Source organism: Shinella sp. SUS2 (assembly GCF_001262505.1).
Lineage (GTDB): Bacteria > Pseudomonadota > Alphaproteobacteria > Rhizobiales > Rhizobiaceae > Shinella.
This window is the reverse complement of the sequence record NZ_KQ410744.1, coordinates 13956-26341: the sequence shown is the minus strand read 5'-3', so window position 1 is coordinate 26341 and position 12386 is coordinate 13956. Positions and strand designations below refer to the sequence as shown.

Below are 12386 nucleotides of genomic sequence, written 5' to 3'. Positions count from 1 at the left end.
TGGGAAACGGCGGGCTTAGCGGACACCCATCGACATGAACTTTTCGACCTGCTCCAGATCCTTCGGCTCGACCACCGCCTTGCCCGTATTGACGTCGAACGCGCTGAGACCGAACTTCTTCATCATTGCGAGCTGGAGTATCGGCAGGTAACCCTGGTAGTAAGGTTGCTGGTCGATGGTGATGTCGACATAGCCCTTCTTCATCTCATCAAGCACGACGGGCACCAGATCGAAGGTCGCCATGTGCAGCTGGCCAGGCTTGATGCCGAGATCACGCAGGCATTCGCCGGCGCCCGCGCCCCAGAAGCCGGCATCGACATAGGCATTGGTCTCCGGCTTGCCCTGCACATACTGGCAGATGCGCGAGGCGGTGACCGAGATGTCGTTGGAGCTGTCGATCACCTCATAGCTGATCTGCCGGTTCGGCTCGGCGGCCTTGGCCTCGTCCAGGAATTTCTTGGCGCCGCCGATACGTGCTTCCGCCCAGCTTTCACCGGGCCGCGACAGGCCGAGCAGCGCGTGGATGGGCTGGTCTGCCGGTATCTTCGCGTGGAGCCCCTTCATCAGCACGTAGCCCGCCTCGAAAAGATCCTGCCCCACGAAAGCGTTGCGTGCATTGCCGGCGGCGCCCTGGCTGTCATCGACATTGGCCGTGATGACGGGAGTCCCCTTGTCGACCGCCTTCTTGATCGTCTCGTCGTAGAGGTCGTCGTTGACGATCACGGTGACGATGCCGTCGACACCCTGTTCGACGACGGTGTCGAGGTTCTGCAGGTGTTTTTGCAGGTCGCCGTTCGGCGTGGTGAAGATGAGCTGGCAATCCGCCTCGAACTGCACACAGGCATCGTCCATGCCCTTCTTGATCGATTGCCAGAAACTGTTGTCGATACCGGTCTGTGTCAGATAGACGAACTTCGGCTTCTCTTGGGCCACAGCAGAGCCCGCCACTATGCACGCCACGCCCAAGGCCAGTGCGGCCAGAGATTTCTTCACCATTTCAATTCCCTCCCAGGATTTCCTCACGAAGCGCTCTCAGGGTGATGCCCGCTGCGGAGCGCGTGGCGCGGCGGGCCGTTCCGTAAGCTGATCGCGTGCTACTTCGCCTCCCCCAGCACGCGGAGGATTTCGTAGCAGGCGCCGAAAGGGTGATAGTCGGTCTTGCCCGGCGGGCTTTTGATGTCGCTCTGCTTTTCGCCTTCGGGCGAAAGGATGCGGAACCAGCAGCCGTAATCGTGATCGACGAGGTGCCGCCAGCTGTAGCGCCAGAGGCGTTCGTAATCCTGCCAGTAGCGCTCCGCGCCGGTGCGCGCGGCAAGGCCCGCGGCAGCGGCCACCGTCTCACAATGGACCCAGTGGTACTTGTCGAGATCGTAGAGCATGCTATCCGGGCCGTAGCTGTAGTGCAGGCCACCGAATTCGAGATCGGCGCTTTTGGCCAGCGCCGTCTCGTAGAGCAGGACGGCCTTGGGCAGGATCCAGTCCCGCGGGCGATACCGTTCGAGGATCAGGAGCAGCTTGGTCCATTCCGTCATATGGCCGGGCAGGTAGCCGTAGGGACGGAACAGGTGCTTGGGATCGTCCTTGTTGTAGTCCCAGTCGATCGACCAGTCCTGGCGATAGTGCTCCCAGACGACACCCTGCGCACCTGCGGCAAGCTCGACGCAGATGCGACGGGCGAGCGTCTCGGCACGGTCGAGATAGCGGGTCTCGCCCGTCGCCTCGTAGGCCGCCAGCATGGCCTCGGTCATGTGCATGTTGGCATTCTGGCCGCGATAGGGCGAAACCCTCCGCCAATCGCGGCCGATCTCGTCCCTGTAGAGTTCGCGGTCCGCTTCCCAGAAGCGGCGTTCGAGAAGATCCCAGGTCTGCGAGACCTTCTCCGCCATGCCTGCAACGCCCGCTTTCGCCGCCGCCGCATAGGCAAGCAGCACAAAGGCGTGGCCATAACAATGTTTGGTCGTGTCGACGGCCTCGCGGCCATGCATCAACCAGAAATAGCCGCCGTGGTCGGGGTCGCGATGCACCTCGTCGAGATATTTGATGCCATGAGCGGCAGCCTCGGCGAAATCCGGCCGCTGGAAGAGCACGGCGGCCGTCGCATAGTTGAAGATGAAGCGCGTGGTGGAGACGAGGTGCTGCGTCTTGCGATCGGTGATGAAACCGTCGTCGCGATATTCGTTGTAGTAGCCGCCGTCCTCCCTGTTCAGGCAGATCGGATGGTAGAAATCCATGATCTCGCGCATATGGGCGAGGAGGAATGTCTTCGAGCGGAAATCGGGAAACGGTTTCATGGGCGGGCCTCCGATCAATCTGGAATGATGATGCCGAGCTTGGAGAGCACCCCGCCGTCGATCTTGACATCGGCGCCGGTGATGAAGCGTGCCTTGTCGCTGGCAAGGAAGGCGACGAGATCGGCGACCTCGGCCGGTTTTCCAACACGGCCGAGCGGGTGGCCCCGCCCCCAGGCGTCGAGCGTCGCCTCGGCCGTGCCGTCGCCTTTCCAGATGTCCGCCGCCCAGCGCAGCATCGGCGTGTCGATCGAGGCGGGGCAAACGGCGTTCACCGTGATGTTGTCAGGGGCATGGTCGAGCGCCATGGCGCGCACCAGCGCGTTGATGGCACCCTTGCTCGCCGTATAGGCGGCGACACCCGCCTGCGAGGCGTAGGCCTGCACCGAGGAGATGACGACGATCGCCCCACCGCCGCGCTTCTGCATTTCGGGAATGGCGAACTTCGCAGCAAGGAAGATACCCTTGAGGTTGATGTCGAGCACGTCATCCCAAACGTCCTCGGGCGTATCGACCACCGTGCCGTAGCGCTGGATGCCGGCACAGCAGGCAAGCACGTCGACGCCGCCGTGACGCGCGACCGCGGTCGCGATCGCTGCCGCCATGGCATCCTTGCTGCGCACATCGCCGACGAAACCCGCGGCCCTGTCGCCGATCGCCGCCACGGCCTCGTTGACCGAGGCCTTGTCGTTCGCGACGATCAACACCCTGCCGCCGCCTGCCGCGAAACGATGCGCGCATGCGAGCCCCATGCCGAGGCTACCACCGGTCACGACGATGCTCTTGCCGTCAAATTCACTCATCATGCTTTCTCCGCAACGGACGGGTTTTGGGCAGGCGCCCCGAATTTCGGCTCGGCGAGGCCGCGGCCGACACCCTCGACGGCGAAAAGCCCACCTTCCAGCGGATGCGCCTCGAGATAGTCGGCCGACATGGTAAAACGCGCCGAGGTGACATAGAGGGTGGATAGGTCCGGACCACCGAAGGTGCAGCTCGTCGGCCAGCCTGCGGGCAGTTCCACGAGACCGACGAGGCCGCCTTGCCCGTCGAAACCGGCGACCGCCGCACCGCCTGCAACGCGGCAGTTCCACAGCCGGTCCTCGGCATCCAGGCAGGCCCCATCCGGAAAACCGCGCGAAAATCCGGCTGCAAGGGTTCGCCGGTTGGTGAGGGTCCCCGTCGCGACGTCACAATTGAAGAGGTAGATCTCGTTCGCCAACGTATCGGCGAAGAAGAAGCGGCTATCCTGTGTCCACGCCATCGTGTTGGTGATGCCGTATTCGTTCGGTGTCAGCCGCACGACATGGCCGCCGACATCGATGCGGTAAATAGCACCGGCATTGCGGTCCATATTCTTGAGCGAACCGTCGGGGTGGAGGTTGCTCTGCATGGTCGACACCCAGAAGGCGCCGTCCGGCGCGACACGCCCCTCGTTGAGGCGGTTGTCCGGCAGATCCGGCTCGGGCACCGCGAACTTTTCGAAAGCACCACCGGGCTGCCAAAGGCAAACCGAGCGGCGAAGGCCGACGATGAAACCGCCATCCGCCCGCATACCGATGGAGGTCACGAAATCGGGTGTCGGCCAGATATCATGGCGGCCGCTTGCCGGTTCGAGCCGATGGATGCGCCGGCCAACGATATCGACCCAATACAGGGCGCTCTCCTCGCCCGACCAGATGATGCTCTCGCCGACGATATCTTTTGCATCGAGAAGCAGGCAAGCCGAGGTCTTCATGGCAGCACCACCGATTTGATCGACGATGGATCATCGCTCGCCTTGGCCAGCGCCGCCGCGGTCTCCTCGAGGCCGAAACGGTCCGTGATGACGGATTTCAGATCCACGAGGCCGCTTGAAGCAAGGGCGATTGCTCTCGGATACATGCCGGCATAGCGGAAGACGCCATGGATCGAGAGCTCCCGCTCCATGGCAGGCCAGAAATCCACCGAGGCGACGCCCGTTGGATTGATGCCGACCAATGCAAGCCCGCCGCGTGGACGGATGCGCGGCAAGGCGCGCGTCACCGCCGACGGCGCCCCACTGCATTCGATCACGGCATCGACTTCGGCGATCATCTCATAGGCCGGATCGGCAGCCGCATCATGTGCGGTAAAGCGCGGGAAACGCGAGACAAGGCCGATGCGCGCCGGATTGATATCGGAAAGGACGATGCGCGTCGCTCCGCGCGCGGCCGCCGCCTGTCCCGCCAGCAGGCCGATCGGCCCGGCGCCGATGATCAGGACCGAGCTGCCCGGCTTGAGATCAAGCCGCTCCGTCGCCCATAGCCCGACCGCCAGCGGCTCGATCAGCGCCGCCTCCTCGAAAGACAGACTGTCGGGAATGGCAAAGGTGAAATCGGCCGGATTGACGACCCGCCGCGCAAAGGCACCGTGATAGGGTGGCGTCGCCATGAAGACCACGTCGCGGCAGAGATTGTAGGCGCCGGACCAGCACTGTTCGCAATGGCCGCACGGCCGTTGCGGCTCGAGCGTCACGCGATCGCCGGGCGCAAGATGCGTGACCGCGCCACCCGTCGCAACGACCGTGCCAGCGGCCTCATGTCCAAGCACCATCGGCCGATCGCAGACGAGGTTGCCGATGCGCCCGTGGCGGAAATAGTGCACATCCGACCCGCACACGCCGACGGCTGAGATCTCCACCACGACGTCGTTCGGCCCTGCCGCCGGCTCTGGCCAATCCTGCAACTCGACGTGGTTGGGCGACAGGAGGACGGCCGCACGGTTTGGTCTCGTTAAGATCGCGTTCATGCCCGTCCCCGCATACGCTTGATGCTGATGATGTTGACCATGACGGCAACGAGGATGACCACGCCGCGCACGATGCCCTGTGCAAAGGGATCGACACCCATCAGGACAAGGCCGTTGACAAGGGCGGCGATGAAGATGACGCCGAGCAGCGTGCCGAGCATGGTGCCGCGCCCGCCGAAGAGGCTGGTTCCGCCCACCACGACAGCCGCGATGATGTCGAACTCCAGGCCGGAGGCGGCGCCGCTGTTGCCGGAGCCGAGGCGGCTCGCCATCAGGATTCCCGTCAGTGCGGCCAGCGCGCCGGTAATGGCGAAGACGAGGATGCGCACCCGCGCCACGGGAATGGCGGAAAGGCGCGCAGCCTCCGCATTGCCGCCGACCGCATAGACGCTGCGGCCGAAGACCGTGCGCGTCGCCACGAAGCTGAAGACGGCAAAGAGGACGAGCATGATAACCGCCGGCGTCGGGATGCCGAGAAGCCAGCCCGCACCGAGGCGCTGGAAGCTGAAATCCATGATGACGATCGGCACGGCATCCGACATGACCTGTGCGGTGCCGCGCAAGCCCAGCCACAGTGCCAGCGTGACGATGAAGCTCGGCACGTCCAGAAAGGCGCGCAGCACGCCGGTGAAGCAGCCGATCAGTGCGCCGAGCACGATGACCACCAGCGCTGCGACCGCAAGCGGCACGCCCGATTGCGCCAGCGAGGCGAGAAGTACGCCGGCAAACGCGACGTGCGGACCGACGGAAATGTCGATCTCGCCGCTGATCAGCACCAGTGTCATGCCCCAGGCGATGATAACGACGAAGGCGGCATCACGCAGGATGTTGAGCTGGTTGGGCAGCGTCATGAAATTCGAGGCAAAAGCCGTAAGAAAAGCATAGAGCATGAGGATGGCGACGAGCAGGCCGATCTCGTTGGCGCGCCCGCTCAGGAAGTGACGCAGGTCGAACTTCTGGTAGAGTTCGGATTGAGTATGGGCCATTTTCAATGCACTCCCTGTTCGCCCGTCGTCAGTTCGGTCAGCGTCTCCGTGCGGATCGCCGACCCCTCCACCGCTCCCGTGATGCTGCCGCCCCGCAGGATGAGGACACGGTCGCAGACCTCGCAGAACTCCTCGATCTCGCCGGAGACGAAGACCACCGCGAGGCCATCCGCAGCAGCGTCCCGCATCAACTGGTAGATCTGCCGCTTGGCGCCGATATCGACGCCGCGCGTCGGCTCATCGAGCAGCAGGATGCGCGGCGCGGCATTCAGCGCCTTGCCGATGACGACCTTCTGCTGGTTGCCACCGCTGAGATTGCCGAGCGGTTCACCGGGGTGCGCCAGTTTGATACCAAACGCGCGGATCGACGCGGCGACCTTCGCGCGCATCGCGACGCGGTCGATCACGCCGCCGCGCGAGACCGACCGCCAGCTCGCCATGACGAGGTTCTCGTCGATGCCGAGCATCATCACCGCCCCCTCGCCGCGGCGATCCTCCGGCGTCATGAAGATGCCATTCGCCCGCGCCTCGCGCAGGCTTGCAGGCCGGAAGGAGCTGCCATCAAGCGTCATGGAGCCACCCTGGGTGGCGCGCAGCCCCGCAATCGCCTGCAACAGCTCCGTGCGGCCGGAGCCAAGCACACCGGCAATGCCGAGCACTTCGCCCGCCCGGATCTCGAAGCTTGCATCCTGGATGCGCGGTGCGACGTGGAGGCCCTGGATGGCGAGCAGCGGGCGGCGTACACCAGACGCGCCGGCGAGGCGCGGAGCTCCGCCCTCGCCCTGCGCGCCACCCAGCAGCATTTCGACGATCTGACGGTTCGAAACATCGGCGACCGGCGCGGTCGCGATATGGCGGCCATCGCGCATGATGGTGACGGACTGCGCCACCTTGCGGATCTCATCCATCCGATGAGAGATGTAGACGATGCTCGTGCCCTGTTCGGCAAGCTGCCGCACGACGCGGATCAGCGTCTCCGCCTCCTGGGCGACGAGCGAACTGGTCGGCTCATCGAGGATGAGCAGCCGGGCCCCCTGGCTGAGGGCGCGCGCGATCTCGACGAGCTGGCGCTCTGCAACGGATAGGCGGGCAACCGGCTGGCGTGGATCGAGATAGAGGCCAAGCACCGCCAGCGCATCATGCGCCTCGCGCTGCATCCGGCGCCAATCGATGCGCCCGCCCTGCTTGGGCCACCGGCCGAGAAAGACGTTTTCCGCGATGGAAAGCTCAGGCACCACGCTCAATTCCTGATGCACGGTGGCGATGCCGGCCCGGATACCGTCCATCGGCGTCCGCAGCACAACGGCCTTGCCGTCCATCACAATCGCCCCCTCGTCCGGTCGCTCGACACCCGCCAGGATCTTCACGAGTGTCGATTTGCCCGCCCCGTTCTTGCCGAGCAGGGCGCGGACCTCGCCACGCGCCATGGCAAAGTCCACATCCCGCAAGGCAACGACGCCGGGATACGCCTTGGATATGCCGCGCATATGAACAAGCGGTTCGACCATGGGGACAATGCCACTGACTGTGTTGATGAAAAGGGAAGGCCGCAGCAAGCCGCGCCCCTCCCGGGAGGAAACCGGCTGGTTTCAGGGGATGCCGTCGGGCCGCGCTTCCAGCCAGGCTTTCACCTTGTCCGGATCGGCGGACAGGAACATCTCCGTCGGCACGATGGTGAGATAGGTGTCGATCGCCTCGCCCTTGATGGCCTTCAGCGCCATGAGCACGGAATCCTTACCCATCTGCTGCGGCTGCTGGCCATTGGTGGCAATCAGTGTTTCAGGAGCGTTGACGAGATACTGCGCGAGCTGGACGCTGATATCGTTGCCGAACACCACGGCCTGCCCCTGGCGGCCGGAGGCCATGATGCCCTGGACGGCGCCGATCGTGCCGTTGTCAGTGGTCGCAAACATGGCATTGATCGCCGTGTCGCCGGTCAACATGGTCGTCGCCGTCTCGGTCGACTTGCCTGGTTCGAAGCCCGCCTGGTCGGCCGCCCATTCGACACCCGGCACCTTCTCCTCGACCGCCTTCTTGAAGCCGGCCTTGCGCTGAACGCAGGCCTCGTAGACGTCGCAGTTCAGGATGCCGAAGCGCGGCTTGTCGACGCCCTTGCCCTTGAAATAGTCGCCGGCGACGAGGCCGACATCATAGCCGAGCTTGTACTGGTCGGTCGTCACCAGCGCCTTGACATACTTCTTCGCATCCTCGTCGTTCACGCAGGTGTTGTAGCAGATTACCGGAATACCGGCCTCCGCCGCTTGTTTCACGACAGGCACGGAGGCCGTGGCCGACACCGGAGACATGATGATGGCCTTGACCTTCGAGGCGATCAGCGTGGAAGCGAACTGTGCCTCCTTGGCCGCATCCCCTTGGGAATTCTGGCCAAGCAGACGCACGCTCTCATCGCCGGCGCCCGCTTCGATGCCCTTCTTGATGCCGCCATAGAAACCTTGCGCATCGAGATAGAGCGCGCCGATCGTCACCTCCTCGGCACTCGCCGCTCCCGCCATGAAGACCGCCAGCGCGGTCGATGCAATGACCCACAAAGCAGCGGGCCGCAGCCTGTCACGAATTGTCATCGATATCCTCCCAGATGTCTTTGCATTCTTGTATGCAAGATTCTAAACCTGGTCAAGCTTCGACGTTTGGATGAGTAGAAAATGATTATTTTTCAGGCTATCCTGCAATCAAGGGAGAGTTGCATGCAAAAAAACAAAAGGCCTTTCACCCATGGCGCGTGATACGAAAATCTCGGCGGCGGAGCATTGTTACCGCACGCTTTCGCGCAAGATCATCGGACTGGAGCTGAAGCCGAACGAGCCGATCGGTGAACACGCGATGGCCGAGTTGCTGGGCGTCAGCCGGACGCCCGTCCGCGAGGCCCTGTCCCGGCTTTCCGCGGAAGGACTGGTCGATCTCAGATCCCGGGCCGGCGTCGTGGTCGCACCGATCCGCATGGACGCAGTACGGACGGCGCAATTCGTCCGCGAGCAGCTCGAACTTGCGATCGTGGCGGAAGCAGCCCGGCAATCGAACCGGCGCATCCTGCTCGGCATCCGCCAGGCGATCGAGGAACAGGAGCTTGCCATTCAGGAAGACAATCCGGATCTGTTCTTCGAATGCGACGAGCGCATGCATGCGCTCTACTGCAGCCTGGCCGGGCGCGACGGCGTCTGGGGGTTCATTTCTGATGCGAAGAAGCACATGGATCGCGTCCGCCGCCTGTCGGTGCAGGCCGGACAGCTCGACCAGCTCGTGCAGGACCATCAGGATGTGCTGGAGGCCGTGACGGGCGGCGACATGGATCGTGCCCAGGAGGTGATGAAACTCCACCTGCGGCGGGTCATGCTGGATCTCGGCGAGCTCTCCCGTCGGTTCTCATCCTACTTCGAGCCGGAAACTGTACGCATGACGGAATAGGCGGGAAAAAGCGAACGCCCGTATCCATCCCGCCAGGGCGACGATCACCGCCTTGACAGAATGGTCCGGGGAGGCCGTGTCAGGCGATGCCGCCGTGAACCACACGATGGATGTTCGACAGGATGTGCGCGGGATCCACGGCCTGGAAGATGCTGCGCCCGTAGACGATGCCCCTTGCACCGGCCTGCATATAGGCGTCGACATCGGCAAGGGTATCAACCTCCTTGTCGCGCGGCGTCCCGCCGCGGATGCAGACCAGTACATTCACCGATCCAACGACGACTTCGAGATCAGCAATCTCCAGCGGGGAATCGATCTTGAGAACGCTGACGCCAAGTTCGGCCGCAAGCCGCGCGGCGTGCAATATATCCCGCGTCTTTCGAACCGTGTGCCCCTGATCATCGACCACAAGCGCCTCGACGATCACCGGATAGCCAATCTGGCGGCAGATACGGGTGATCTCGGCCAGGTGCGCACGGTGATCCGCGACCCGCGCCGCATCCGGCTCGTTCACGAGGAAGAAACACGTCACCGCATCCGCACCGGAGCGGGCGATCTCATCGGCATTGCAGTTGCATATTTATCTATGGTCTCAATCTATGGGTCTCAATGATTCGGAGGTCGTGGATGGCAGGTGCATCGATCGAGACGACGCTTGAGCTTTGGGCATCATTGTTGCGTGACGTGAAGGCTCGTATGCGCGGACTGTTTACGTAGGAGCGAGTTGCAGCATCTGCGAACCTTTTCCTGGACGGTTTGCTGAGTGTCGAGCGGCGTAAGACAGGTTGGATGCGCGCTGAGGCGGCCGGTGATCCCGGTCCATGGCGGCAATAAGCCGTTCTGGGTCGCGGGCGTTGGGACGCGGACGCACTTCGCGGCATCGTGCGTTGGTGCACGTCAATATCCAGGTTCGGCAGGCAAGATAACGAACTGCCAGATCGGAGCGTTCGCCGCCTGTGTGTCCGTTCGCGGTCATGCCTTTATCGATCGAGCCCTGTACTTGCCCAAGAGCTGGACTGGCGATCCGGCAAGGCTTGCAGCAACTCACGTTCCTGAGGCTATAGCCTTCGCTACCAAGCCAGGCCTGGCTGTCGATATGATACGGCGTGCGATGGCAGCCGATGTGCCGTTTTCATGGGTGGCCGAAGATGCGGTGTATGGCGTCGGGGACGTCGAAGGGACCCTGCGCCGAGCCTGCAAAAGCTACGTTCTTGGGGTTAAATCGGACCACTATTTCGACTCATGGTCGGGCAAGCCTCCGGTGGCCGGCACAGCGCAGGAGATCGCCCGTGATCTCGATCCAAGTGCATCGCAGCGTCTCTCCGCCGGTGAGGGCACCAAAGGCGCGCGGCTTCATGACTGGGCCTATTGCGAACTCGCTGATCTCGATGCCGACGAATATACCGAGACGAAATCGGGGCTTTGGGCCCGTGGGCTCCTGATCCGGCGCAATACTAGCGACGGTGATCTCGCATTCATTACCACCTGGTGCCTGGACGGGACCGGCATCCAGACACTCGTTTCCGTTAAAGGCCATCGCCGGGCGATCGAAGACAGCTTCGAGACCGCCAAGAACGAGCTCGGCCCCGATCACAACGAAACCCGGTCATGTCACGGCTGGCATCATCACGCCTCCCTCGTCATGCTCGCCTTCGCCATAATGGCGGTGATCCGATGCCGCACCAATGACGTGACGCCCCCAAAAAGACTGCGGATGCCGACCATCAGGATTTGATCCGCTGGTCAATCCAGGAAGTCCGGCGCATCGCCATCAGACTCGCCCAGCGTCGTATACCCCCCCCGCCTACGTCATCGCATGGTCATGCTGGAGACGCGCTCATCAGGCGGTCGCGCGACGAGCGCATCTGAACACTAAAATGCAACTGTAATGCATCTAGACCTATCAGCTTGGTGATGCTTGCAAATAAAGCATGCTGCCAAAATATAGCTCGGTGGCTCGGAACGCCCCGCCAAAACGCTTGCATTGAACAACGACGTCGATCGATGCTCTCAGCAAGTTCAAGATTTCGGTGCGCTCAATATCTCGACCTGCATCTGACTCTTTTATCAGGAGCGTCAGCTGTTCGAAGGCGAGCGCGACGGAATCGGCATGGACAGTCGTAATGGAACCAGGATGGCCGGAGTTGACGTTTCGAACATAATAGAAGGCGGTTCCGTCGCGAAGTTCCTGCAAGAGGATGCGGTCGGGACGCATGCGGAGGCTGGATTCCAAAAGTTCTTTAGGCCCTGCATGGGACAGTCCTTGTTGGTCTTTCGAATAGAATAGTCGCACATGATTGGGTTGTGGGATGAGGAGTTCCGGTGTGTCCTCTATCGAAATGATCCGCTCATCGTCCGGAATGTGTTTTATCAAGGCCTTAGAGAGCGTTGTCTTCGCGGATCCCGTCGCTCCCGAAATTATGATGTTCTTCCGGGAAACCACCGCCTGTCGCAAGAACTCCTTGACCTGACCATTGCGGTAGAGACTGCGCAATTCACTATCGTCACTTGGCGCATCCGCCTCGGCGGTTCGGGTACCTGCGAAGAATTGTCTTTTCTCCAGATCGTCGAGTGTAAAGTCGACGGAGGACGGCTTGCGGATCGTGAGGCTGACCGTGCCTTTCGACGTTGCAGGAGGGATGACAATCTGGATGCGCTCATCTCCCGGAAGAGTCGCGGACAGGATCGGCCGGCGTTCGTCGATGGACTGGTGGGAAAAGCTGGCGACGGCCCGGGCAAGGCGCATGAGTTTGTCGAAGGTAAGCTCCTGAAGATCATGGGTCCGCCAACCACCGGGTCCTTCCGTCAGCACCTGCCCGGGCCGATTGACGATCACCTCATAGAGTGAGGTATCCTGCAGGAACACCGAAATCGGTTTCAGCAACTCACGAACAACCGCCGCATCCTGAGCTTCCGTCATCGC

Annotated in this window: 12 protein-coding genes and 1 pseudogene; 3 read left to right on the top strand and 10 right to left on the bottom strand. The window is 62.6% G+C overall.

Features of this window, described 5'->3' with window-relative positions; all coding sequences use genetic code 11:
* Window positions 1-15 precede the first annotated feature (15 nt).
* The 8 genes from AKG11_RS27435 to AKG11_RS27400 form a co-directional block, all read right to left on the bottom strand.
* Window positions 16-996 (bottom strand): sugar ABC transporter substrate-binding protein, encoded by a 981-nt coding sequence (locus AKG11_RS27435; protein WP_050746200.1) that lies wholly within the window; start codon window positions 994-996, stop codon window positions 16-18.
* 98 nt (window positions 997-1094) lie between these two features.
* Window positions 1095-2291: an AGE family epimerase/isomerase gene (locus AKG11_RS27430; RefSeq protein ID WP_050746199.1), complete on the bottom strand. Its 1197-nt coding sequence runs from the start codon at window positions 2289-2291 to the stop codon at window positions 1095-1097.
* A gap of 14 nt (window positions 2292-2305) precedes the next feature.
* The gene (locus AKG11_RS27425) at window positions 2306-3091 is read right to left on the bottom strand and encodes an SDR family NAD(P)-dependent oxidoreductase (protein WP_050746198.1); all 786 of its coding nucleotides are present in this window, start codon (window positions 3089-3091) and stop codon (window positions 2306-2308) included.
* Window positions 3091-4023 (bottom strand): SMP-30/gluconolactonase/LRE family protein, encoded by a 933-nt coding sequence (locus tag AKG11_RS27420; RefSeq protein ID WP_050746197.1) that lies wholly within the window; start codon window positions 4021-4023, stop codon window positions 3091-3093. The genes AKG11_RS27425 and AKG11_RS27420 overlap by 1 nt, the downstream gene beginning before the upstream one ends.
* The gene (locus AKG11_RS27415) at window positions 4020-5054 is read right to left on the bottom strand and encodes an NAD(P)-dependent alcohol dehydrogenase (protein WP_050746196.1); all 1035 of its coding nucleotides are present in this window, start codon (window positions 5052-5054) and stop codon (window positions 4020-4022) included. The genes AKG11_RS27420 and AKG11_RS27415 overlap by 4 nt, the downstream gene beginning before the upstream one ends.
* Complete coding sequence (locus AKG11_RS27410) at window positions 5051-6040, bottom strand: ABC transporter permease (RefSeq protein ID WP_050746195.1); 990 nt, start codon at window positions 6038-6040, stop codon at window positions 5051-5053. Before AKG11_RS27410 ends, AKG11_RS27415 begins: the two co-directional genes overlap by 4 nt.
* Before the next feature lie 2 nt (window positions 6041-6042).
* Complete coding sequence (locus tag AKG11_RS27405; protein WP_082342703.1) at window positions 6043-7548, bottom strand: sugar ABC transporter ATP-binding protein; 1506 nt, start codon at window positions 7546-7548, stop codon at window positions 6043-6045.
* Window positions 7549-7629: 81 nt separating this feature from the next.
* Complete coding sequence (locus AKG11_RS27400; protein WP_082342694.1) at window positions 7630-8622, bottom strand: substrate-binding domain-containing protein; 993 nt, start codon at window positions 8620-8622, stop codon at window positions 7630-7632.
* 151 nt (window positions 8623-8773) lie between these two features.
* On the opposite strand from AKG11_RS27400, the gene AKG11_RS27395 reads away from it, so the two are divergent.
* Window positions 8774-9463 carry a GntR family transcriptional regulator gene (locus AKG11_RS27395; RefSeq protein WP_050746193.1) on the top strand — a complete coding sequence of 230 codons (690 nt, stop codon included), beginning with the start codon at window positions 8774-8776 and terminating at the stop codon, window positions 9461-9463.
* A 79-nt stretch (window positions 9464-9542) separates the two neighbouring features.
* On the opposite strand, the gene AKG11_RS27390 is transcribed toward AKG11_RS27395, so the two are convergent.
* The gene (locus AKG11_RS27390; RefSeq protein WP_082342692.1) at window positions 9543-10043 is read right to left on the bottom strand and encodes a beta/alpha barrel domain-containing protein; all 501 of its coding nucleotides are present in this window, start codon (window positions 10041-10043) and stop codon (window positions 9543-9545) included.
* Between the two features lie 29 nt (window positions 10044-10072).
* On the opposite strand from AKG11_RS27390, the pseudogene AKG11_RS35870 reads away from it, so the two are divergent.
* Window positions 10073-10294: pseudogene (locus AKG11_RS35870) on the top strand (IS701 family transposase); the annotation flags it as partial.
* Entirely contained in the window at window positions 10227-11198 is a 972-nt protein-coding gene (locus AKG11_RS27385; RefSeq protein ID WP_082342690.1) for an IS701 family transposase, read from the top strand. The pseudogene AKG11_RS35870 and the gene AKG11_RS27385, both read left to right, overlap by 68 nt.
* Window positions 11199-11366: 168 nt before the next feature.
* Here AKG11_RS27385 and virB11 read toward each other — a convergent pair whose 3' ends face one another.
* Window positions 11367-12383, bottom strand: a complete 1017-nt coding sequence (virB11, locus tag AKG11_RS27380) for a P-type DNA transfer ATPase VirB11 (protein WP_050746191.1) — start codon at window positions 12381-12383, stop codon at window positions 11367-11369.
* Between the last annotated feature and the right edge of the window lie 3 nt (window positions 12384-12386).